Origin of the sequence: Paraburkholderia sp. BR10882, assembly GCF_040948855.1 — a bacterium.
Lineage (GTDB): Bacteria > Pseudomonadota > Gammaproteobacteria > Burkholderiales > Burkholderiaceae > Paraburkholderia > Paraburkholderia nodosa_A.
In genome coordinates, this window is record NZ_JBFPKP010000001.1 from 416399 (window position 1) to 438570 (window position 22172).

A 22172-nucleotide genomic window follows, 5' to 3' on the forward strand; every position below is an offset into this window, starting at 1 on the left:
GGGTTCTTCAGTGTTTGACATCACGCGGAATGGGTGGCGGGGGCATGCGCCGCGCTCGCCCGCTTCGCCGCTTCGATCGCCTGCAGCAGTTGCGCGGCGGCCGACACGGCGATGACTTCGGGCGACTTGTCGACGATACCGTCCACGCCGAGCGGGCAGTGCATGCGCGCGATCTGCATGGGATCGATGCCGCGCGCGGCGAGCCGGTGCTCGAACTGCTTGCGCTTCGTGTGCGAGCCGATCATGCCGAAGAACACGAAGTCGCCGCGGCGCAGGATGCGCTCGGCGAGATCGAGGTCGCGCGAATGATCGTGCGTCATCACGATGAAGCTCGTGCCGGGCGGGGCCGTGTCGACGGCTTCGTCGGGCGCGTCGTTGGCGTCGATCGCCACGTTGGGCGCGTTCAGCAGCGCGAACGCCTCGGGCGTCGGAAACGCCGCGTCGCGCTCATCGACCCACAGCACGCGGCAGGGCAGCGTGCCGAGCACACGCACGAGGGCCGCGCCCACATGGCCCGCGCCGAACAGCACGACGGGAAAGTCGTTCGGCGCGATGGTTTCGGTCAGGAGCAGCGCGCCGCCCGTTTCCCAAAGCAGGCAGTCGGGCGCTTCCACGCCCGGTTCCGGCTCGGACAGCATGGCCGGATCGGCCGCGGTGCCTTCGCCCTCCGGGCTCCCGTTCCGCGAGGAGCGAAATGATACGCTACGCACGGTCGACGCGCCTGCCGCGAGGCGGCGCGCGAGCGTGGCGAGCCAGCCGAGGTCGGCCACGTCGAGGCGCTCGAACGCGAGCACCACGGCGCCGCCGCAGCACTGGCCGAGGCTCGGCCCGAGCGCGAGACGCTCGAGGCGTCGCGCGTGCGGCGTGCGCATGCCGTCGCGCAGCACCTGGCGCGCGATTTCGATGGCCTTCCATTCGAGGTGGCCGCCGCCGATGGTGTGGCGGGCCGCTTCGCGCGTGACGATCATCTTCGTGCCGGCCTCGCGCGGCGCCGATCCCTCGACGCGCGCAACGGTGACCAGCACGGCGGCGTCGCCGTGCGCGAGCAGTTGCTGCAGATCGGAAAGCCAGGTTTGCATCTGGCGCTTCTCCCTACGGGGCGGCACGTTCTTGCCTGTGCCGCCGGTTAATCTTCGTGGCCTCGCGCGGGCGGCGCTTCGCGGTTGGAGTGTGCGAGGCGCCGGCCGGTTCGCGCGGTCAGTTCATTTTGCGGCTGTTTGCCTGCAGCGCGTCCAACGCATCGAGAATCGCTTCAGGCGTCGCGGGCGCACGCAGCGGCGCGGCCTCGCGCGCCTCGGGCACCGCCGCGCCCACGGCCTCGCGAATCGCGAGAAACACCGAGAACGGCAACAGCAGGGGCGGTTCGCCCACGGCCTTCGAGCGGAACACCGTCGGTTCCACGTTGTCGTTGCCGCCGCTGCGATAGAGCCTCACGTCGAACGCCTCGGGCGTGTCGCTCACCGCTGGAATCTTGTAGGTGGACGGGGCATGCGTCATGAGCCGCCCGTCGCGGTTCCACCAAAGCTCCTCGGTGGTGAGCCAGCCCATGCCCTGAATGAAGCCGCCTTCCACCTGGCCGAGATCGATGGCCGGATTGATCGACTGGCCCGCGTCGTGCAGCACGTCGGCGCGCACGAGCTTCCATTCGCCCGTGAGCGTATCGACGACCACTTCGGACACCGCTGCGCCATAGGCGAAGTAATAGAACGGATGGCCGGTCAGCGTACGTGCATCCCAATGCACTTTGGGCGTGGCGTAGAAGCCATCGGACCACAGTTGCACACGCTTCATGTAGGCGAGTTCGACGAATTCGCCAAACGCAATCGCCTTACCGTTCGCTCGCACCTGGCCATCTTCGAACGCGACGTCTTCGGGCGAGCCGCCGTATTGCGCCGCCGCGAAGGCCGCGAGGTGCGCGCGGATCGTGAGCGCTGCGTCTTCGGCGGCCTTGCCGTTGAGATCGCTGCCCGTGGAGGCGGCCGTCGCCGACGTATTGGCGACCTTCGAGGTATCGGCGGCGCTCACGCGCACGCGTGCGAGCGGCAAGCCGAGCGTGCCCGCCACGACCTGCGCGACCTTGGTGTTGAGCCCCTGGCCCATTTCCGTGCCGCCGTGGTTCACGAGCACCGAGCCGTCGCGGTACACATGCACGAGCGCGCCCGCCTGATTCAGATGCGGCACGTTGAACGAGATGCCGAACTTGACCGGCGTGAGCGCCAGGCCGCGCTTGAGCACGGGGCTCGTGCGGTTGTACGCGGCGATGGCCGCGCGGCGCTCGTGATAGCGGCTCGACGCGAGCAGTTCGTCGGTCAGCGGCGCGAGCACGTTGTCCTCCACGCGCTGGCCGTACGGCGTGACATCACGCTCGCCGATGCCGTAATAGTTCGCGCGCCGCACATCGAGCGGATCGCGGCCCAGTGCGCGCGCGATCTCGTCGAGCATCACCTCCATCACGAGCGCGCCTTGCGGGCCGCCGAAGCCGCGAAACGCAGTGTTCGACTGCGTGTTCGTCTTGCAGCAGAGCGCGACGATTTCGACATCCGAAAGAAAGTAGGCGTTGTCGAAGTGGCATACCGCGCGCGTGGCGACCGCGCCCGAAAGATCGGCCGAATAGCCCGCGCGCAGCGCGATCTCGACGCGCGCGCCGAGCAGCCGTCCTTCGTCGTCGTAGCCCGCCTCGTACGTGTAGAGCGCGTCGTGGCGCTTGCCCGTGATCATGAAGTCGTCGTCGCGATCCGCGCGCAGTTTCACGGGCCGCTGCAGCTTGTGCGCCGCGAGCGCGGCGACGCACGCGAACAGCGCCGACTGCGATTCCTTGCCGCCGAAGCCGCCGCCCATGCGCCGGCATTCGCAACTCACGCGATGCGCGGGCCAGCCGAGCAGATGCGCGACGACCTGCTGCATTTCGCTCGGGTGCTGTGTCGAGCTGTAGACGAGCATGCCTGTCTGCTCCTGCGGGAGCGCGTAGGCCACCTGGCCTTCGAGATAGAACTGCTCCTGGCCGCCCACGGCAAACGTGCCCGCGAGGCGATGCGGCGCCGCGGCGAGCGCGGCATCGGGTGCGCCGCGCACGAGACGCAGCGGCGGCAGCACGTAATGCTGGCGCGTGCGCGCCTCTTCGATGCTGAGAACGGGTTCGAGCGGCGCGTAGCGCACGACGTCTTCGCTGGCGGCGAGCGCTGCAGCGCGGCGTGCGAGCTCGTGGCTCGTGGCGATCACCGCGAACACGGGTTGCCCGAGATATTGGACGACGTCGCTCGCGAGCACTGGATCGTCGTGCACGACCGGGCCGCAGTCGTTCTCGCCGGGGATGTCGGCGGCTGTCAACACCGCAAGCACGCCCGGCGACGAGCGCACACGGTCGAGATCCAGCGCGACGATGCGCGCGTGCGCATGGCGCGCCAGGCCGAGCGCCGCGTGCACGGTGCCGTGCAGTTCGGGGATGTCGTCGGTGTAGCGCGCCTCGCCGCTCACGTGGGCATCGGCGGATTCATGCGGCAGCGGTGCGCCGAGCGCGCGCTCGTGGGCGTGCTCATCGCCTTGCTGCGGGCGCATGACGAGCGCTTCGGCCTGATCGTTCATGGCGTGACTCCCGCGGCTGCAGTGCCCTGGTCATCGTCGTCGCCTTCGGCGAAAGCGAACGCGTTGACGTCGCACAGCGCGAGCGGGGCCTCGTCGCGCGTTTCGAGCCAGCAGCGCCACAGCAGATTGCGCGCGACCTTCAGGCGATAGGCACCGCTCGCGCGCATGTCAGTGAGGGGCTGATAGTCGGTGGCGAGCGCATCCATCGCGCGCTGCGCACTGGTTTCGTCCCAGCGTGCGCCGGTTAGCGCGGCTTCGGCAAGCGCGGCGCGCTGCGGGATCGCGGCCATGCCGCCGTAGGCGATACGTGCGCTCGCGAGTGTGCCGTCCTCGCGCACGTCGAGTGCGAACGCGGCGCACACCGCCGAGATATCCTGGTCGTAGCGCTTCGAGACCTTGTAGGTGCGAAAGCGCAGTGTCGGCGCGGGGCGCGGCACGCGGACCGCTTCGACGAATTCGCCCGCTTCGAGCGCGTTCTGCTGGTAGCCCGTGTAGAAGGCCGCGAGCGGCAGCGTGCGCACGTGCGCCGCGCGGCGCAGCACGAGCGTGGCATCGAGCGCGAGCAGCGCGGGCATGGAGTCGCCGATCGGCGAGCCGTTCGCGACGTTGCCGCCGAGCGTCCCCGCATTGCGAATCGGCAGCGAGGCGAAGCGCGCCCACAGTTCCGCGAGTTCGGGGTAATCGATGGCGAGCGCGGCGTAGGCAGCTTCGAGCGAGACGGCCGCGCCGATCGTGAGCGTCTGCGCGTCGCGCGAAACGGTCGCCAGTTCCGCGACGTTGCCGGTGTAGATGAGGTCGCCCAAGTCGCGGAACTGCTTCGTGACCCACAGGCCGATATCGGTGCTGCCCGCGAGCACCCGCGCGTCAGGATGCGCGGCACGCAGCGCCGCGAACGCGGCGAGCGTGCGCGGCGCGTAGAACGTGCTTTCACCGTGCGCGGCGCCTCGCACGTCGGGGCCGCGATATTCGAAGGTGCCGGTGCGCTGCAGCGCGCGCAGCTGCGCTTCGACGCGAGCGCGATCGAGCGCCACGCGTGCATGGCAGGTCTCGTCGAACATGCGCAGCGACGCTTCGATGATCGGCCGGTAGCCGGTGCAGCGGCAGAGGTTGCCCGAGAGCGCCTCGTTGATCTCCTCGCGGGTCGGCAGGCCCGCACCGATGGGCTGGTTCTCGTAAAGCGCCCACATGGACATGACGAAGCCCGGCGTGCAGAAGCCGCACTGCGAGCCGTGGCAATCGACCATCGCCTGCTGGACCGGGTGCAGTGCGCCGTCCGGCTGGCGCAGGTCTTCGACGGTATAGAGCGCGCGGCCGTCGAGGGTCGGCAGGAACTGGATGCAGGCGTTGACGGCCTTGAGCGCGAGATGACCTTCGCTGTCGAGTTCACCCACGACGACCGTGCACGCGCCGCAGTCGCCCTCCGCGCAGCCTTCCTTGGTGCCGCAGGCATGCAGATCCTCGCGCAGATGCTGAAGCACCGTGCGCGTGGGAGGCAGGTCGCGCACTTCGTGCACGGCGCCTCGGTGGAGGAAGCGGATGGTTTGCGTTGTCATGGTGAACCCGGGGACATTGCGGATCAGGCGCGCGTTACGAGAGGGGCGCGCCAACACCGGCCTCGCGCACGTAGATCGCCATCCAGTTCCGAAGATAGCACCGCTTGCCGCAGGAAAGTATTTCCCCCGCAAGATGGGGGTTATGTGACTTGGGTCATGACGCCGTCACAGCGCGCACGGCGGCGCAACGCCGTTGCGTGCGGCAATCGCGCCCGGATGGACGGGGAAGGTGCGCAAGTCGTGCGCGATTCGATGCTATGGTGCAAGGCTCACGCTCGCCTCGCGCTGGCGGGCGGGCCGCCCGATGGCTGGGCGGCGCAAGCGTTTGAAGAGCCGGCGGAGCCTGAAATGGCGCGGTGCGCCCTTTAACCGGTCAGCGGCGGATGCCGGGCCACGACACCTGGCGGCGCCGGTTGCGCCACAGGCTCAGAATCACGGCCAGGAACACGATGATGAAGGCGAGCAACGACCACACCGGCATGGTCAGGCCGAGCGTCGGCGGGTAGGTGGTTTCGCAAAGACCCTGGACCTTGAACACGCCGGGCAGCCAGTGCGCGAAAGGCAGGCTATCGACGATGGGCTGCAGCGTGTCGAAACCGCAGCTGTAGTTGGGGAACGCCTGCACCCAGACGAGCTTCGCGGACGCGACTGCGCCGCCTGCCGCCGAAAGCACCACGAGCGCTTCGAGCACGCGCACGCCGCGCCAGCTCGTCATACGCGCGCCGAGAAAGGCGAAGACCGCAATCAGGATCAGGAAATAGCGCCCCAGGATACACAGCGGGCACGGGTCCTGATGCTCGACATACTGGAAGTACAGGGCGCCGCCCAGGAGCGCGAGGCAGATCAGGCCAAGGAGGACCAGCAGGCCGCGCTCGCGGCGCAACAGCGCGTTATCGTCGTTCATGAGGCTCGTTCGTTCGGGTTATCTGGCGCAGCGCACAGGCGGCTGCGACGGCGTGACGGGATTCTAGCGCGAAGGTTGCGCGCGGCGCGGACGTGTCCTTGCCCGCGCGCAGGGGGGCTCAAGCGATTCCCGCTCAAATCAGCGCAGCGGCGCGAGCACGGCCTCGACGCCGCGGCCAATGGCGAGCAGCGCGTCATCGTTGTCGGGCGCGGCGGCGAGCATCAGCCCGACTGGCGCTGCGCCGTAGTGGTGGCATGGCAGCGAGAGCGCGCAGGCATCGAGGAAGTTGAACGCGCTCGGGTTGCGCAGCACGAGTGCATTAGTGCGCGCGAAGACATCGTCGTCGGCGGCAAGCGGGGCGACGGGCGGCGGCGCGATGGGGACAGTCGGCGCGATCACGGCGTCGAAGCGCGACCAGAGCGTAGCCTGCGCCTCAGCCATGACCGACGCGCGCGCGGCGATCAGATCCAGATAGTCGACGGCCGTCGCGTGCTCGCCCTTCAGGATGCGCACCAGCACACGCGGGTCGTACTGGTCCCGATGCTTCGCAATCAGCTCGCGGTGCCATGCATACGCTTCCATCGGCGAGAAGCCGATGCGGTTGATCTCGGCGAAGCGCTCGAAGGCGGCGAAGCGGACTTCGCTCACGATCGCGCCGGCGGCATCCAGATGCTTGAGCGCCGTATCGATCGTTTCCGCGACTTCGGGGTCCACGCCGTCGGTCACGTAGTGGGTGAGCACGCCGAGGCGTACGCCTTCGAGGTGGCGCGTGGCCGGTACGTGCGGCGCCAGCCCGGCGAGCACGCGGTCCGTGAGCGCGCAGCACGCCACCGTGTTGCCGATCGGGCCGAACGAGTCGAGCGTGGGGGAGAGCGGCACGCCGCCCGTTTTCGGAATGCGCCCGGCGGTGGGCTTGAAGCCCGTGAGACCGCAGAACGCGGCGGGAATGCGAATGGAGCCGCCGGTGTCGGTGCCGAGCGCGACGGCGGCCATGCCGTCCGCGACCGAGGCCGCCGCGCCCGAGGACGAGCCGCCCGCCACGCGCGCGTCGCCTGCCACGCCGCGGCGCCAGGGCGAGAGCGGCGTGCCGTAGTGCGGATTCAGGCCGAGCCCCGAGAACGCGAATTCGCTCATGTTGGTGCGGCCGATCAGCACCGCCCCCGCATGGCGCAGCCGCGCGACGGCGGTGGCGTCCTCTTTGGCGGGCGCCGCGTTCGCGAGCGCCGTGGAGCCCGCGCGCGTGACTTCGCCCGCCACGTCGAACAGATCCTTCACCGAGACGGGGATGCCCGCGAGCGGCGAAAGCACCGTGCCGGACGCGCGCAGGCGGTCGTGCGCGTCGGCGGCGGCGCGCACGCGCTCGGCGTCGACCTCCGTGAAGACGGTCGCGCCCTGGCCGGCCGGGTCGGCGATGCGCTCGAGCGCGGCTTCGGCGAGCGCGCGGCTCGTCGTGCGGCCCGCGGCGAGATCGGCCGCGAGCTGGGCGAGGGGAGGGAACGGGGTAAAAGCGGTGGTCATGGCGGCGGAAGACTCGGTCAATGCGCGGCGGCGCGCTGCGCGAAGTTCAGCAAAGCAGGCGGGCGGGCCGCCGGCGAAGGGCGCCGAGGGCGGTCGGCGCCTGCAAGGGTCGCATCATTGTAGGTCGGCTTTTTTCCTCGCGTGCGATTTGGCTCACGCCGTGCATCGGGTAACATGCTCAGACTCGATAGCTATTTGTAAGGAAAGACCTTCATGCACCACGGAATCGGCTTCATTCAGGACCTGGCAGTCGTGATGGCGCTCGCAGGCGTCGTCACCGTGCTGTTTCATCGCCTGAAGCAGCCGGTCGTGCTCGGCTATATCGCGGCGGGCGTGATCATCGGGCCGTACACGCCGCCGTTCCAGCTCATTCACGACGAGCAGACCATCCAGACGCTCGGCGAGCTCGGCGTGGTGTTCCTGATGTTCTCGCTCGGGCTCGAATTCAGCCTGCGCAAGCTCTTCCAGGTGGGCGCGACCGCCATCGTCGCGGCGCTCTCGGAAATCGTGCTGATGCTGTGGATCGGCTACGAGATCGGTCGCGCGTTCGGCTGGGCCACGATGGATTCCCTGTTCCTCGGTGCGATTCTCGCCATCTCTTCGACCACGATCATCGTCAAGGCGCTCTCCGATCTCGGCGTGAAGCGCGAGCCGTTCGCACAGCTCGTGTTCGGCATCCTGATCGTCGAGGACATTCTCGGCATTGCCATGCTCGTGCTGCTGGGCGGCATCGCGCAGACGGGCGAGCTTTCGCCGGGCATCGCGCTCATCACGCTCGGCAAGCTGCTGCTCTTCATGCTGGTCTCGCTGCTCGCGGGCATCCTGATCGTGCCGCGCGTGCTCGGCTATATCGCGCGCGTGGGCAACGACGAGATGCTGCTCGTCTCGGTGCTGGGCTTTTGCTTCGGCTTTTGCCTGCTGGTCGTGAAGCTCGACTATTCGATCGCGCTCGGCGCATTCCTGATCGGCGCGGTCATGGCCGAGTCGCGCCATCTGCACCGCATCGAGCATCTCGTCGCGCCCCTGCGCGATGCGTTCTCCGCCATCTTCTTCGTGACGATCGGGCTCATGCTCAACCCGCTCGTGCTGGTCGATTACGCCTGGCCGATCGCCGTGATCTCGATTGCCGTGGTGCTCGGCAAGCTCGTGTCGTGCGGCCTCGGCACCTTTCTCGCGGGCCGCGACGGGCGCACCGCCATGCGCGTGGGCATGACCGTCTCGCAGATCGGCGAGTTCTCGTTCATCATCGCCTCGCTCGGACTCACGCTGAAGGTGACGAGCGGGTTTCTCTATCCGATCGCCGTGACCGTCTCGGCCATCACGACGCTCACCACGCCTTACCTCATCCGCATTGCCGATCCGCTCTCGCAGCGCCTCGCGCGCGCCATGCCGCCCGCCGTCTCGAACGTGTTCGGCATGTACAGCCAATGGCTGCGCTGCCTCGTGCCGCGCTCGGACGGGCCGACGATCTTTTCGCTCACGAAGCGCATCGTCGTGCAGATTGCCGTGAATCTCGCGCTCGTCTCGGCGATCTTCATCGGCGTGTCGTATGGCGCGCGCTACGCGTCGCCGTTGCTTGCACACTGGATCGGCGACGAGCGCATTCAGCGCGTCGTGCTCTGGAGCGCCGCGCTCGTGCTCGCGATGCCGTTTCTCGTGGCGGTGTGGCGCAAGACGCAGTCGCTCGCGCTGTTGCTCGCCGAAGTGAGTGTGCAGCCGGAGAAGGCAGGGCGCTTCACACGTGCGATTCGTCATGTGATTGCGGAACTGGTGCCCGTGGTCTCGATGTTCGGCGTGTTCCTGCTCGTGGCGGCGCTCTCGGGGACGATCCTGCCGCCCACGGGGTTCCTCGTCGGCGTGCTGGTGTGCGCGGCGGCGCTGACCATGCTGCTGTGGCGCTGGTGCGTGAGGATCCACGCGTCGATGCAGATTGCGTTGCGCGAGACCTTCGACGAGCGTCCGGATGCCTGACCTGAGCACGGTCGAGACGCCGCTGGTGTGACGGGATGTGAGCAATTGTGTGCGGGGGTGGCGGCGGCGTGCCGTGCGACGGATAATCAAAGCCTGTTCATTCGTTCGCGCGCCGCGCGCCTGACCCCACGTCATGAGCGATAACAAATCAGACCAACCCGAGGTCCCTGACGGCGCAAGCCGTCCTGCCGATGCCGGTCCCGCCGGCGCTCCCGCGGCCCCGTCCTCTCCTCCCGCCGGTTCTCCCGGCACTTCTGCTGGTTCTCCCTCCGCATCGCCCTCCGGTTCACCCTCTGGGGAGGCCGCGCAACGTGCCTCGACCGACGCGCCCGAAAGCGCTTCGACCGTTACGCCCAGCGCTGGGGGGGCAGCAGCGGCTTCCACGCCCGGCGAGTTGCCGAAGCAGACGCCGGCGGGTACGACGCCGAGTATTCCGATCAGCGAAACCGCCGAGGCCGGCAAGGCCGCGCCCGCGCCGGCCCCGCATACCGAACCGGCGAGCACGGGCGAGGCGGCAGCGTCTGCTGCGCCGCAACGTCCTGGTGCCGCGCCGGCCGGCTTCGGCCAGGCACCCGACTTTACGGCACATCATCCTCCGCCGCCCGGTGCCATTCCGCCGGAACCGCCGCGCTATCTGCGCGCGAGCGATTCGGCCTGGGCGGTGTTCGGCCGCATCGTCGTGGCGCGAGCGCGGCAACTGTTCGACCGCGCCGGACAGCGCATCACGCAGCGCACGCTGCGCATCGGCGTCTCGGCGCGGATCTTCCACCCGGAGCCGGGCGCGCAAGGGCTGCGCGGCAAGACGTTGCAGTACCTGGAGGAATCGATCGCACACTGGGTGATGTCCCGGGACGTCATCGTGTTCATGATTCCGACGGTCGGGCACCAGGGGATGCTGCACCCGAGCAATATCCGCCTGCGCGATTACGCGAAGCACCTCGATGGCCTGCTGCTCCAGGGCGGCGCCGACGTCTCGCCGCAGACGTATGCGGAAATCTCGCCACGCCCCGAATGGCCGGGCGACCGTGTGCGCGATATGTACGAACTCGAACTGCTGCACGAGTTCGTCGAATCGGGCAAGCCGGTGCTGGGTGTGTGCCGCGGCTGCCAGCTCATCAACGTGGCGTTCGGCGGCACGCTTTACCAGGACATCGCGAGCGACGTGCCGACGGCCGGCGTGCACGTGAGCGAGCATTACGACCAGCATCGACACGCGGTCACGTTCCCGGAGGGCTCGACGTTCGCGACCATGTTCCCGGGGCGGCGCGAGGCGATCGTCAACTCGATTCACCATCAGGCCGTGAGGAATCTCGGACGCGATCTGACCGTCGAGGCCGTTTCGGCGGGCGACGGGCTCATCGAGGCGGTGCGTTACCGGCGCTCGCCGTTCGTCGTGGGCGTGCAGTGGCACCCGGAGTTCCATCGCGCAGGCGGTCCCGAACTGCTCGACTGCACGCCGCTGCTCGACACCTTCTTGCGAACCGCGCGCGAAACCCGCTTCTGATTGCCAACCACGCTGCAACCCCATCCCGGCCGCGCGCAACCTGCGTGCGGCTTTTTTATTTCGGTCGCCTTCCTCGGAGTCCTACCCGATTCCGAGCTCGTCGAGCCGGTATACGTAACGCAGTGCGGTAATGTCGATGCCGCCCATGCGGTCGGGCTCCGAGCCGGAATAGGTCCAACCCTGGCGCTCATAGAACGCAATCGCGGGCGTGTTGCCGTCGAGCACGTACAGATAGAGCTGCGTCTCGCCCTGGGCGCGCGCCCAGTCCTGCGCTGCGCGCATGAGCCGCTTGCCGACGCCGGTGCCCTGATGCGCCGGCAGCGCATGAAGATTGTCGAGCAACACGCCCCAGGGAGAGCCTGGCTGGCGTTCGACGCACACGAAGCCCACGGCCGCACCCGATGCAAGCTCGGCGATCAGAACGAGCCGCCGTTCGCCGCCTGGCGCCTCCATGCGCGCGCGCCAGTAAGCCGCGCGCTCGGCGTCGACTTCGCGCTCGAGAAACGCAGCGGGCAGCAGCGCACGATACGTGGCCTGCCAGCTTGCCGCGTGCATGGCGGCGAGCAAGGTAGCATCGGCGACGGTGGCCGGACGCAGCGTGAGGGCGGGGATTTCGGGCATGCGGATGGCGGACGTGTGGGCGTCTGGATCAGGGTGCGCGTCGGGGGCCGCGCGCCGAGCCCTGCTGCAAGATATTTTGCCCCATTCGAGGATATTCGCGGCGGGCTTGCCACGCATGAAAGCATGACGAAGTGAAATAGTAATAAAAATGGAAGAAATGACTTCCGTTGATGCTTTTTGCTAGCCTCTTTTAAGGAAATGCCCGAATATCTGAGTCCCGGCGCGTACCGCACAATAAAATGCCCGCGCGCGCGCCCGCGCGACCCTCGCTTTACCGCGAGTGATTGTTTTTCACTGTCCCGCGAGCCGCTCAGGTTTCCCGGACAGTCTCTTCAGAGAGTGTCATGTCTACCGCGTCCCACGCATCCCCAAGCGAATCAAAGTTCCGGACAGTTTTCCGCGTCGTCAGCGGCAACTTCCTGGAAATGTACGATTTCATGGTCTACGGCTACTACGCTTCGGCGATCGCCCGGACCTACTTCCCGAGTGACAATGCGTTCGCTTCGCTGATGCTCACGCTGTCCGTGTTCGGCGCAGGCTTCCTCGTGCGTCCGCTCGGCGCCATCATCCTCGGCGCGTACATCGACCATCACGGCCGCCGCAAGGGCCTCATGCTCACGCTCGGCCTGATGGCGTTCGGCACGCTCGCGGTTGCCGTCGTGCCGGGTTACGCGACCATCGGCATACTCGCCCCGGCGCTCGTGCTGGTGGGGCGCCTGCTGCAGGGCTTCTCGGCGGGCGTGGAACTGGGCGGCGTCTCGGTCTATCTCTCCGAGATCGCGACCAAGGGCAACAAGGGCTTCTACGTCTCGTGGCAGTCGGGCAGCCAGCAGGTCGCCGTGGTGTTTGCCGCGCTGCTGGGCGTGCTGCTGCATCGCCTGCTGCCGGTCGAGCATATGACGAATTGGGGCTGGCGTGTGCCGTTCCTCATCGGCTGCCTGATCGTGCCGTTCCTCTTCATCATTCGCCGCTCGCTCCAGGAAACGGAGGAGTTCGCGAAGAGGAAGCATCGTCCCTCGATGGGCGAAATCATGGCGTCGATGGTGCAGAACTGGGGCGTCGTGATTGCCGGTATGGGCATGGTCATCATGACCACCGTGTCGTTCTACCTCATCACCGCCTATACGCCGACCTTCGGCAAGGAAGTGCTCAGGTTGAACGAGATCGACACGCTGATCGTGACGGTTTGCATCGGCTTGTCGAATCTCTTCTGGCTGCCGGTTTCCGGCGCGGTTTCGGACCGTGTGGGCCGCCGCCCGATGTTGATCACCTTCACCGTGCTCACGATCCTCACCGCCTATCCCACGGTGCAGTGGCTCGTGGCGGAACCGTCGTTCGGCCGCCTGCTCACGGTCGAGCTGTGGCTGTCGTTCCTCTACGCCTGCTACAACGGCGCGATGGTCGTGGCGCTCACCGAAGTCATGCCCGCCGACGTGCGCACCGCCGGCTTCTCGCTTGCCTACAGCCTCGCGACGACGATCGGCGGTTTCACCCCGGCGATCTCGACCTACCTCATTCACGTGAGCGGCAACAAGGCTGCGCCGGGGGCGTGGATGGGCGTCGCGGGCGTGTGCGGCCTGATCGCGACGCTCGTGCTCTATCGCACGCCGGAAGCGCGCAATCAGTACAAGGCGGCTTGATTTGCGGATCGGTTGATCTGCGATTTCGCGGCAAAAGCAATAAAAAACGGGGCGCTCAGGCGCCCCGTTTTTCATTGTGTCGCTTACGCGTCGCGCAACTCGCGCGCGACCGTCTCCACGACTTCCGTCCACGCATGCGGGCGCGGCTGACGCACGAGTCGCGCGCGCGGGTACCAGGGGCTTTCGTCGGTGCCCGCAAACCAGCGCCAGTCCGCGGCGAACGGCAGCATGACCCAAAGTTTTGCGCCCAGCGCGCCCGCGAGGTGGGCGATCGACGTATCGATCGACACGACGGCGTCCAGACGTTCGATCACGGCGGCGGTATCCGCGAAGTCCTGCAGCTTGCGGCCCAGCCGGTGGATCGAGCGCGCTCGCGGATGCGCGTCGAGCGCCGCGTGCTCAGCGGCGCTGAGTTCGGGCTGCAGGACGATCCAGTCGATGCCGTCGAGCGCGAAGAGCGGTCCGAGCGCGGCGAGCGCAATCGCGCGATTTTCGTGCTTCTGGATGCGTCCGGACCACGCGAGGCCGATCTTGCGCCGCGCCTGGCCGCCCAGCGAGCCGCGCCACTTGCGCCTGTAGGCAGTGCTCGCGTTGAGGTAGGGCGTGCGCGCCGGCAGTGTGTCGATGCTCGTGCCGAGCGCGAGCGGCAGCGAGAGGAGCGGGCAGTGCAGGTCGGCGGCCGGCCGCGGCGCGCCCTGCTCGACGAGCGTGACACGCCAGGCCTCGGCCGCGGGCGCGATGAGCGGCACGAGCGCGCGCTGCACTTCGAGCACGACGCGCGCACTGGCTTTCTGTGCCACGGCCACGACTTGCGGCACGAAGCGCACGAACTGGAGCGTGTCGCCGTAACCCTGCTCGGCCTCGATCAGCAGCGTGCGGCCGTTCAGGGGCTCGCCGTGCCAGCGTGGCAGCGCACTTTGCGGCGTGCGCGGCGCAATCGGTGCACTCACCTGCGGGGGCGGGGTGTAGCCCGCGCCGCGCGGTGCGTTGGCGTGCGCCTCGTCGCGTGCGGCCGGATCGAGCCGCCATTCGTACCCGGGCAGTCCACGCCGGAAGTCGCCGAGCGTGAGCCACGTGAGCGCGCGATTCAAATGCGCGGCGGCCAGATCGGGCCGCACGCGCAGCGCTTCGTCGAAGGCGCGCAGCGCGGCCGCATGGCGGCCGAGCGCGTGATGCGCCACGCCGAGCGCAAGCCAGGCGAGGGCAAATTTCGGATCGAAGCCGATCGCGCGCTCGTAGGGTCCGATGGCAGCGTCGTGGCGGCCGAGCGCGGCGAGCGCATTACCGAGCCCGAAGAGGGCAGGCCCGAAATGCGGCTGCAGCGAAAGCGCCGTTTCGAAGGCGGCCACGGCCTCGCTGTGATGGCCGGTCGCATCGAGCGTATTCGCAAGATTGAAATGCGCGGCGACGAAGCGCGGCTGCACGCGCAGCGCCTTCTGGAACTGTTCGATCGCGCTCGCGCTGTCGCCAAGCGCGTTGAGCGACATGCCGAGATTGTTGTGCGCCCCTGCATGGCCCGGGCGGATCTTGAGCGCGCGGCGAAACGAGTCGGCGGCTTCAGCATGGCGGCCGAGCGCATGCAGCGCGTTGCCGAGATTGTTGTGCGAGGAGGCGTCGCCGGGCTGCAGGCGCACGGCCTGGCCGAGCGCGTACATCGCGTCCTCGTGCCGGCCTATCGCCGCATAGGCGTTGCCGAGGTTGTAATGCGCGAGGGCAAAGGCGGGTGCGAGCGTGAGCGCGTTGCGAAAGCGCTCGATCGCGCCTTCCAGTTCGCCGAGTGCCTTGAGCGCGTTGCCCAGGTTCAGCTGGAGCGCGGCGTCGTCAGGGCGCAAGGCGACCGCGCGACGCACGAGGTCCGCGGCTTCGGCGTGCTGGCCTCGCTGATGCCGCAGCACGCCGAGCAGATGCAGCGCATCGACGTGCACGGGATCGGCGGCGAGCGTCGCGCGGTAGTCGCGCTCGGCGTCGTCCAGCCGGCCGTCGCGATGTGCGGCGTACGCGCGGACAAAAAGCTGTTCCATGACTGAAGAAGCAAAACGATCGAGACACAAAGGCGGCATTTTCCCACACTCGCGGACCCGTTCCCGAAGTTGGCCGAATGTTGAATGAAAGTTGACCTGCCGCTGTTGCCGAACTAACATATGAACATCTGTTCATATGTATCGTGTGTAGTCATGACCCCAGTTTCCGATGACGAGCGCATCGTACCGCTCGCCGACCTCTTTCGTTTGCTCGGCGACGCAACCCGTCTGCGTATCGTGCTCGCCTGTGTTGAGGACCGGATCGCGGTGGGGGCGATCGCCGACACGCTCGGTCTTTCGCCGTCGCTCGTGAGTCACCATCTGCGGCTTTTGCGCGCCGCGCGCGTCGTGCGCGCCGAACGCGAGGGCAAACAGATGTTCTACACGGCCGCGGACGCGCATATCAGCGCGATGATCGCCGGCATGCTGGAACACGTGGCCGAGCCCTCGGCGCAATGGCAGGAGGGCGCATGAGCGCAGCGGATCACGAACACGCGCATGACGGCGAGGGCGCCGGGAAGCACGAGGGCGAGCACGACCCTGCGCACGACGCCCACGCGCCGCACGGACAGGCTCACGCGCACGGCCACCATCACCATCATCACGCGAGCGTCGCGGGCCACGGCCGCGCGTTCGCCATCGCCGTCGCGCTAAACGTCTTCATCGTCGTCGTACAGGCGGTGTACGGCGTGCTCGCGCATTCCACCGCGCTGCTCGCCGACGCCGGCCACAATCTCTCCGACGTGCTCGGCCTGCTGCTCGCCTGGGGCGCCGGGTGGCTCGCCATGCGCCGTCCGTCGGCGCGCTTCACATTCGGGTTCGGCAGCTCGTCGATCCTCGCCTCGCTCGCCAACGCCGCGCTGCTCCTGCTCGCGTGCGGCGCGATCCTCGCGCAGGCGCTTGGCCGGCTGTTCCATCCGGCACCGGTCGCGGGCTTCGATGTGTTCGTCGTGGCGACCATCGGCATGGTGGTCAACGGTTTTTCGGCATGGCTTTTCATGCGCGGGCAAAAGGACGACCTGAACATTCGCGGCGCCTTCCTGCACATGGCCGCCGACGCCGGTGTTTCCGCCGCCGTGGCCGTGAGCGGTCTGCTGATTCTTGCGACCGGCTGGAGCTGGATCGATCCGCTCATGTCGATCGCCGTGGTGCTCGTGATCGTGTACGGCACCTGGGGGCTGTTGCGCGAGTCGGTGCGGCTTGCCCTCGCGGCCGTGCCCGAGAACGTCGACATCGTGCGCGTGCGCGGCTTCCTTGTGCAGCAGGAGGGGGTCGTCGACGTGCATGACCTGCACGTCTGGGCGCTTTCGACCACGGGCTGTGCGTTGAGCGCGCACCTCGTGATGCCGGCTGGGCACCCCGGCGACGCCGCGCTCGATCATATGGTCGAGTCGCTCCAGGTGCGCTTCGGCATGCGGCACGTGACGTTGCAGGTGGATCTCGGCACGAGCGAGCATCGCTGCGCACTGGAGATGCCGGACGTCGCGCACAGGCACACGCCAACGCGCGGGCATCCGCACGCGCACTGAAGCGCGGCCATTCGCGCAGCGACTTCCCGCTCGATTCAAAGCGCATTTGATGCGCTGCCGCGCGACCGGTCCCGGCGCGGGCGATACACTAAGGGCCTGCTCACATGAATAACAGGCTTGCGCTGGCCACCAGAAGGGCCGAGCGCAAGGATTGCGACGAAGCGAATACTCAACGTATTCGTGAGGAGCATGACGCAGCGATCGGCCCTTCTGGTGGCCAGCCCCTGTAATGCAATTAGTTGGTTTGGGGAACGTGCCTTGCCGGCCGCATTGCAGCGTCGCGCGTCGCTTGATTGGCTCGGCCAAACGGCGCGCCGCCCTCCTTGCACTGCAGCCGGCAAGGCGCGTTCGCAAGCCTGTTGTTCATGTGAGCAGGCCCTTGTATCGTGTCGAGCGCATGGAGGTCTGCATGGCCGTGGCTTCTTCTCTCGCGCCCGTGCTCATTGTGGGCGCGGGACCCACCGGGCTCGCCGCCGCGATGAGTCTTGCGCGCGCGCATATCCCCGTGCGGCTGATCGATCGCGCGCCGCAGCCCGGACGCCACTCGCGGGCGATCGGCATTCAGGCGCGCACGCTCGAGCTGTTCGAGCAGCATCGCATCGTCGAGCCGTTTCTCGAACTCGGCCACCGCGCCCATATTGCGAATCTCTATTCGAACGGTCAGCGCCGCGCGCGGCTCGACTTCGATCCGCTCTTCACGCGCTATCCCTATCTGCTCTTCATTGAACAGACGGTTACCGAACGCATCCTCGGCGGGCATCTCGCGACGCTCGGCGTGGAGATCGAGCGCGGCTGCGAACTGCTGGAGTACACCCAGGGCTCGGCCGGCGCGAGCGCGGAAGTGCGCCGCCCGGACGGGCGCGTCGAGTCGGTGCGCTGCGCTTACGTGATCGCTGCCGACGGCGCGCATAGCACCGTGCGCCATCGCCTCGACATGAAGTTCGACGGCGAGACGATGGCGCAGTCGTTCCTGCTCGCCGACCTGAGCGCGAGCACGCCCTGGTCCGACGACGAGTTCCACATCTTCGCCTCGGGCGACGGTCTCGCCGCGCTCTTTCCGTTCGGCCACGGCCGTTACCGCCTGATCGCCGATCACAAGGCCATGCTGCCCGCCGCGCCCGAAGGCACGATCCCCGTGCCCACGCTGGAAGAATGCCGCGACATCATCCTGCAGCGCGTGCACCATCCGGTGTCGGTCTCGGACATGAGCTGGGCTTCGTACTTCAGCGTGAACAGCCGCATGGTGCGGCAGCTGCGCGTCGAGCGCACCTTCTTTGCCGGCGACGCCGCGCACGTGCACAGCCCCGCGGGCGCGCAGGGCTTGAACACCGGCATCCAGGAAGCCTTCAATCTGGGCTGGAAGATCGCGCGCGTGCACGCGCGCGGCGCGCCCGAGCGCCTGCTCGACACCTATCATGCGGAGCGTTATCCGATCGAGCGGCTCGTGCTGCAACAGACGAGCTTCATGACGCAACTGGTGGAAGCCGATCACGGCCCGCTCAAGCTGCTGCGCGAGCGCGTGATGCCGGCGCTCGTCGCGCTCGGGCCGCTGCGCGACGCGGCGCGCCAGGCGGTGAGCGAGCTGTCGATCCAGTACCGCCGCAGCCCGCTCACGCTCGAGCGCGTGCTGGACGGCGGCCCTCGCGCGGGCGAGCGCGCCCCGGATGCATTCGTGCGCGTGGTGAACGGTCCGCTTGGCAAGGCGCCGGGCAAGGGGCGCATCTTCGATCTGCACGACCCAGCGTGCTTTTCGTTGTTCCTGCTGGTGGAGGGCGACGCCGACGCGGCAGCGGCGAAAAACGGTGCAGAGGTGAGCGCAATGCTCAAGCGTCTTGCCGAAGCCGTCGAGCGGCTGTTTCCGCAGGCGCTGCGAGTGTGGTGGATCGCCGATCTCGCCAATGGCGAGACGCCGCTGGCGGGCGAGGGCGCGGCAACGCTCACCGAATCGTACGGGCGCACGCGGCCCGCGTTTTATCTGATGCGGCCCGACGGCTATATCGGCGCGCGGGGGCGTCCCGCGTCGGACCTCAATGCCCTGCTGCGCCACTGCGAGACGTGGTACGCGGCTGCGGGCTTTGCCCAGGCGCCGGCGGTTTGAACCGCGCGGCGCCGTGCGTCTCATGTGACGGGCCGGCTGGCCCCGCTCAAGCCGCCGCGGGCGTCAGCGCCTCGCGATGCTTCGTGAGCGAGGCGAGCACGATCTCCGTGAAGCCCGCTTGTTCGCCTTCGCCATCGAGCGCCGCGAGCAGCGTGCGGCGCATACGCGGCTCCCAGAACTTGCGGATGTGCTCCGCGATGCCCGTGAGCGCTTCCTCGCGATCGGGCAGCGAGTCGAAGAACATGCCTATCTGGTTCGCCATTTCGATCAAGTGATCCGCTTTCATCGCTTTATTTCCCTGAGGTTGTAAGCGGTTCGCGCTTGCTGAGCAGCTCGAGCTGGGTGGTGTTGAAGCGCGAGTATTCGCGCTGCCACTCCGAAGGCTGCTGCACGTGGCTGACCTGCACGGCCGTCACCTTGTACTCGGGGCAGTTCGTGGCCCAGTCCGAGGCATCCGTGGTGATGACGTTCGCGCCCGACTCGGGGAAGTGGAACGTCGTATAGACCACGCCCGGCTGCATGCGCGTGCTGACTTGCGCGCGCAGCACCGTATGGCCCGCGCGCGATTCGATCCCCACCCAGTCGCCGTCGCGGATGCCGCGGTCTTCGGCGTCCACCGGATGGATCTCGAGGCGGTCCTCCTCGTGCCAGCGCGAGTTCTCGGTGCGGCGGGTTTGCGCGCCCACGTTGTACTGCGAGAGGATGCGGCCCGTCGTGAGCAGGAGCGGGAAGCGGCGCGTGACCTTCTCCGGCGAGGCGATGAACTTCGTGATGACGAATTTGCCCTTGCCGCGCACGAACTCGTCGATGTGCATGATCGGGGTGCCTTCGGGCGCATCTTCGTTGCACGGCCACTGGATGCTGCCCATCTCGTCGATCTTCTTGTACGAGACGCCGTGGAACGTAGGCGTGAGGCGCGCGATCTCGTCCATGATCTGCGACGGATGCGTGTAGTCCATCTCGTAGCCGAGCGCACGCGAGAGCAGGATCGTCACTTCCCAGTCCGAGTAGCCGGCGATCGGCGGCATGACCTTGCGCACGCGCGAGATGCGGCGCTCGGCGTTGGTGAACGTCCCGTCCTTTTCGAGGAACGACGAGCCCGGCAGCAGCACGTGCGCGTACTTCGCCGTCTCGTTCAGGAAGATGTCCTGCACGACGATGCATTCCATCGACGCAAGCGCCGCCGCCACGTGCTGCGTGTTCGGGTCGGACTGAACGATGTCCTCGCCCTGGCAGTAGAGGCCCATGAAGGTGCCGTCGAGCGCCGCTTCGAACATGTTCGGAATGCGCAGGCCCGGCTCGCTTTGCAGCGCGACGTTCCAGGCCGCCTCGAACTCGCCGCGCACGATCGAATCGCCCACGTGGCGGTAGCCCGGCAGCTCGTGCGGGAACGAACCCATATCGCACGAACCCTGCACGTTGTTCTGGCCGCGCAGCGGATTCACGCCCACGCCTTCGCGGCCGATGTTGCCCGTGGCCATCGCGAGGTTGGCGATGCCCATCACCATCGTCGAGCCTTGTGCATGTTCCGTGACGCCGAGGCCGTAGTAGATCGCCGAATTGCCTTGCTGCGCATAGAGGCGCGCGGCGGCGCGCACCTGCTCGGCGGGCACGCCGGTCACTTCGGCCATCGTTTCGGGCGAGTTTTCCGGCAGCGAGACGAAATCGCGCCATTGCTCGAACGCGCGCGTCTCGCAGCGCTCCGCCACGAACGACTCATTCACGAGCCCTTCGGTCACGATCACGTGCGCGATCGAGTTGATCATCGCGACGTTGGTGCCCGGGCGCAGTTGCAGGTGATGCTCGGCCTTCACGTGCGCGGTATCGACGATGTCGATGCGGCGCGGATCGACGACGATGAGCTTCGCGCCCTGACGCACGCGGCGCTTCAGGCGCGAGCCGAACACCGGATGGCCGTCGGTGGGGTTCGCGCCGATCACGATAATCACGTCGGAGTGATCGACCGAAGCGAAGGTCTGCGTACCCGCCGATTCGCCGAGCGTGGTCTTGAGACCGTAGCCGGTGGGCGAGTGACACACGCGTGCGCAGGTATCGACGTTGTTGTTGCCGAACGCGGCGCGCACGAGCTTCTGGACGAGGTAGGTTTCCTCGTTCGTGCAGCGCGACGACGTGATGCCGCCGATCGAATCGCGCCCGTGCTTCGCCTGGATGCGGCGGAACTCGCTCGCGGCGTAGTTGATCGCTTCGTCCCAGCTCACTTCGCGCCACGGATCGGTGATCTTCGCGCGGATCATCGGCTTCTTGATGCGGTCCTTATGTGTAGCGTAGCCCCACGCGAAGCGGCCCTTCACGCAGGCATGGCCTTCGTTCGCCTGGCCGTTCTTGTGCGGGACCATGCGCACGACTTCATTGCCCTTCATCTCGGCCTTGAACGAGCAGCCCACGCCGCAATAGGCGCAGGTCGTCACGACCGAGTGCTCGGCCTGGCCCAGCATCACGACGGTCTTTTCCTGCAGCGTCGCGGTCGGGCACGCGGCCACGCAGGCGCCGCACGACACGCATTCCGAGTCCATGAACGATTCGCTCGCGCCGGCGGCGACGCGCGATTCGAAGCCGCGCCCGGCGATGGTCAGCGCGAACGTGCCTTGCGTCTCTTCACAGGCGCGCACGCAACGATTGCAGACGATGCACTTCGACGGGTCATACGTGAAGTACGGATTCGATTCGTCCTTCTTGTCCTTCAGGTGATTCGCGCCGTCAAAGCCGTAGCGCACTTCGCGCAGGCCCGTCACGCCGGCCATGTCCTGCAGCTCGCAGTCGCCATTGGCGGGGCAGGTGAGGCAGTCGAGCGGGTGATCGGAGATGTAGAGCTCCATCACGTTGCGGCGCAGCTTCTGCAGCTGGTTGCTTTGCGTGCGCACCTTCATGCCCGCTTCGACGGGCGTCGTGCACGAAGCGGGATAGCCGCGACGGCCTTCGATTTCCACGAGACACAGACGGCACGAACCGAACGGTTCGAGCGAGTCGGTGGCGCAGAGCTTCGGCACGTTGATGCCGGCCTCGATCGAGGCGCGCATCACCGACGTGCCGGCCGGCACGGTGACGGACTGGCCGTCGATCTCGAGCGTGACGTCCACGTCGGCGTGAACGAGCGGCGTGCCGAAATCGGTATCGTCGAAGGGCGAGCGTTGCTTCTTTGCCTGGGACTTGCAGGCGCAATTGCCGGAACCGCAACCACCGGCTTGGGACATGAGCGTGTCGGACATGGTG

At 67.6% G+C, this 22172-nt stretch carries 15 protein-coding genes; 6 read left to right on the forward strand and 9 right to left on the reverse strand.

Annotated elements, in window-relative coordinates; genetic code table 11:
• Positions 1–20: 20 nt before the first annotated feature.
• The 5 genes from xdhC to AB3X99_RS01940 all read right to left on the reverse strand — a co-directional run bounded on the left by xdhC (position 21) and on the right by AB3X99_RS01940 (position 7557).
• Positions 21–1079, reverse strand: coding sequence for a xanthine dehydrogenase accessory protein XdhC (gene xdhC, locus AB3X99_RS01920; RefSeq protein WP_069262663.1), 1059 nt, complete (start codon positions 1077–1079; stop codon positions 21–23).
• Between the two features lie 118 nt (positions 1080–1197).
• Positions 1198–3582 (reverse strand): xanthine dehydrogenase molybdopterin binding subunit, encoded by a 2385-nt coding sequence (gene xdhB / locus AB3X99_RS01925; protein ID WP_368615996.1) that lies wholly within the window; start codon positions 3580–3582, stop codon positions 1198–1200.
• Positions 3579–5135 carry a xanthine dehydrogenase small subunit gene (xdhA, locus tag AB3X99_RS01930; protein WP_368615997.1) on the reverse strand — a complete coding sequence of 519 codons (1557 nt, stop codon included), beginning with the start codon at positions 5133–5135 and terminating at the stop codon, positions 3579–3581. The genes xdhB and xdhA overlap by 4 nt, the downstream gene beginning before the upstream one ends.
• Before the next feature lie 373 nt (positions 5136–5508).
• A complete protein-coding gene (locus AB3X99_RS01935; RefSeq protein ID WP_069262660.1) occupies positions 5509–6039 on the reverse strand; it encodes a disulfide bond formation protein B in 531 nt (176 codons plus the stop codon).
• A 138-nt stretch (positions 6040–6177) separates the two neighbouring features.
• Positions 6178–7557 carry an amidase gene (locus AB3X99_RS01940; protein ID WP_368615998.1) on the reverse strand — a complete coding sequence of 460 codons (1380 nt, stop codon included), beginning with the start codon at positions 7555–7557 and terminating at the stop codon, positions 6178–6180.
• A gap of 213 nt (positions 7558–7770) precedes the next feature.
• Between AB3X99_RS01940 and AB3X99_RS01945 the strand changes: the two genes are divergently transcribed.
• Entirely contained in the window at positions 7771–9528 is a 1758-nt protein-coding gene (locus AB3X99_RS01945) for a cation:proton antiporter (protein ID WP_069262658.1), read from the forward strand.
• Between the two features lie 133 nt (positions 9529–9661).
• The gene (locus tag AB3X99_RS01950; protein ID WP_069262657.1) at positions 9662–11032 is read left to right on the forward strand and encodes a gamma-glutamyl-gamma-aminobutyrate hydrolase family protein; all 1371 of its coding nucleotides are present in this window, start codon (positions 9662–9664) and stop codon (positions 11030–11032) included.
• Between the two features lie 81 nt (positions 11033–11113).
• Here AB3X99_RS01950 and AB3X99_RS01955 read toward each other — a convergent pair whose 3' ends face one another.
• Entirely contained in the window at positions 11114–11653 is a 540-nt protein-coding gene (locus AB3X99_RS01955) for an N-acetyltransferase family protein (RefSeq protein WP_368615999.1), read from the reverse strand.
• A gap of 344 nt (positions 11654–11997) precedes the next feature.
• Here AB3X99_RS01955 and AB3X99_RS01960 point away from each other — a divergent pair, with 344 nt between their 5' ends.
• A complete protein-coding gene (locus AB3X99_RS01960; protein ID WP_368616000.1) occupies positions 11998–13293 on the forward strand; it encodes an MFS transporter in 1296 nt (431 codons plus the stop codon).
• Positions 13294–13376: 83 nt separating this feature from the next.
• Here AB3X99_RS01960 and AB3X99_RS01965 read toward each other — a convergent pair whose 3' ends face one another.
• Complete coding sequence (locus AB3X99_RS01965; protein WP_368616001.1) at positions 13377–15314, reverse strand: tetratricopeptide repeat protein; 1938 nt, start codon at positions 15312–15314, stop codon at positions 13377–13379.
• A gap of 153 nt (positions 15315–15467) precedes the next feature.
• Between AB3X99_RS01965 and AB3X99_RS01970 the strand changes: the two genes are divergently transcribed.
• The 3 genes from AB3X99_RS01970 (at position 15468) to AB3X99_RS01980 (ending at position 18941) form a co-directional block, all read left to right on the forward strand.
• Complete coding sequence (locus tag AB3X99_RS01970) at positions 15468–15788, forward strand: ArsR/SmtB family transcription factor (protein ID WP_368610226.1); 321 nt, start codon at positions 15468–15470, stop codon at positions 15786–15788.
• Positions 15785–16843 carry a cation diffusion facilitator family transporter gene (locus tag AB3X99_RS01975; protein ID WP_342948566.1) on the forward strand — a complete coding sequence of 353 codons (1059 nt, stop codon included), beginning with the start codon at positions 15785–15787 and terminating at the stop codon, positions 16841–16843. The genes AB3X99_RS01970 and AB3X99_RS01975 overlap by 4 nt, the downstream gene beginning before the upstream one ends.
• 409 nt (positions 16844–17252) lie before the next feature.
• Positions 17253–18941 (forward strand): FAD-dependent monooxygenase, encoded by a 1689-nt coding sequence (locus AB3X99_RS01980; protein WP_342948567.1) that lies wholly within the window; start codon positions 17253–17255, stop codon positions 18939–18941.
• Between the two features lie 46 nt (positions 18942–18987).
• On the opposite strand, the gene AB3X99_RS01985 is transcribed toward AB3X99_RS01980, so the two are convergent.
• Both AB3X99_RS01985 and fdhF read right to left on the reverse strand, forming a co-directional pair.
• Positions 18988–19227: a formate dehydrogenase subunit delta gene (locus AB3X99_RS01985; RefSeq protein ID WP_042260984.1), complete on the reverse strand. Its 240-nt coding sequence runs from the start codon at positions 19225–19227 to the stop codon at positions 18988–18990.
• A gap of 4 nt (positions 19228–19231) precedes the next feature.
• Complete coding sequence (fdhF, locus tag AB3X99_RS01990) at positions 19232–22168, reverse strand: formate dehydrogenase subunit alpha (protein ID WP_368616002.1); 2937 nt, start codon at positions 22166–22168, stop codon at positions 19232–19234.
• Between the last annotated feature and the right edge of the window lie 4 nt (positions 22169–22172).

Bases quoted from the DNA above. Each gene is read 5' to 3' on its own strand.
- AB3X99_RS01965 (WP_368616001.1), bottom strand. From the start codon at position 15,314: ATGGAACAGCTTTTTGTCCGCGCGTACGCCGCACATCGCGACGGCCGG.
- AB3X99_RS01955 (WP_368615999.1), bottom strand. From the start codon at position 11,653: ATGCCCGAAATCCCCGCCCTCACGCTGCGTCCGGCCACCGTCGCCGAT.
- xdhC (WP_069262663.1), bottom strand. From the start codon at position 1,079: ATGCAAACCTGGCTTTCCGATCTGCAGCAACTGCTCGCGCACGGCGAC.
- AB3X99_RS01980 (WP_342948567.1), top strand. From the start codon at position 17,253: ATGGCCGTGGCTTCTTCTCTCGCGCCCGTGCTCATTGTGGGCGCGGGA.
- xdhB (WP_368615996.1), bottom strand. From the start codon at position 3,582: ATGAACGATCAGGCCGAAGCGCTCGTCATGCGCCCGCAGCAAGGCGAT.
- AB3X99_RS01985 (WP_042260984.1), bottom strand. From the start codon at position 19,227: ATGAAAGCGGATCACTTGATCGAAATGGCGAACCAGATAGGCATGTTC.
- AB3X99_RS01960 (WP_368616000.1), top strand. From the start codon at position 11,998: ATGTCTACCGCGTCCCACGCATCCCCAAGCGAATCAAAGTTCCGGACA.
- AB3X99_RS01945 (WP_069262658.1), top strand. From the start codon at position 7,771: ATGCACCACGGAATCGGCTTCATTCAGGACCTGGCAGTCGTGATGGCG.
- fdhF (WP_368616002.1), bottom strand. From the start codon at position 22,168: ATGTCCGACACGCTCATGTCCCAAGCCGGTGGTTGCGGTTCCGGCAAT.
- AB3X99_RS01975 (WP_342948566.1), top strand. From the start codon at position 15,785: ATGAGCGCAGCGGATCACGAACACGCGCATGACGGCGAGGGCGCCGGG.
- AB3X99_RS01940 (WP_368615998.1), bottom strand. From the start codon at position 7,557: ATGACCACCGCTTTTACCCCGTTCCCTCCCCTCGCCCAGCTCGCGGCC.
- AB3X99_RS01970 (WP_368610226.1), top strand. From the start codon at position 15,468: ATGACCCCAGTTTCCGATGACGAGCGCATCGTACCGCTCGCCGACCTC.
- xdhA (WP_368615997.1), bottom strand. From the start codon at position 5,135: ATGACAACGCAAACCATCCGCTTCCTCCACCGAGGCGCCGTGCACGAA.
- AB3X99_RS01935 (WP_069262660.1), bottom strand. From the start codon at position 6,039: ATGAACGACGATAACGCGCTGTTGCGCCGCGAGCGCGGCCTGCTGGTC.
- AB3X99_RS01950 (WP_069262657.1), top strand. From the start codon at position 9,662: ATGAGCGATAACAAATCAGACCAACCCGAGGTCCCTGACGGCGCAAGC.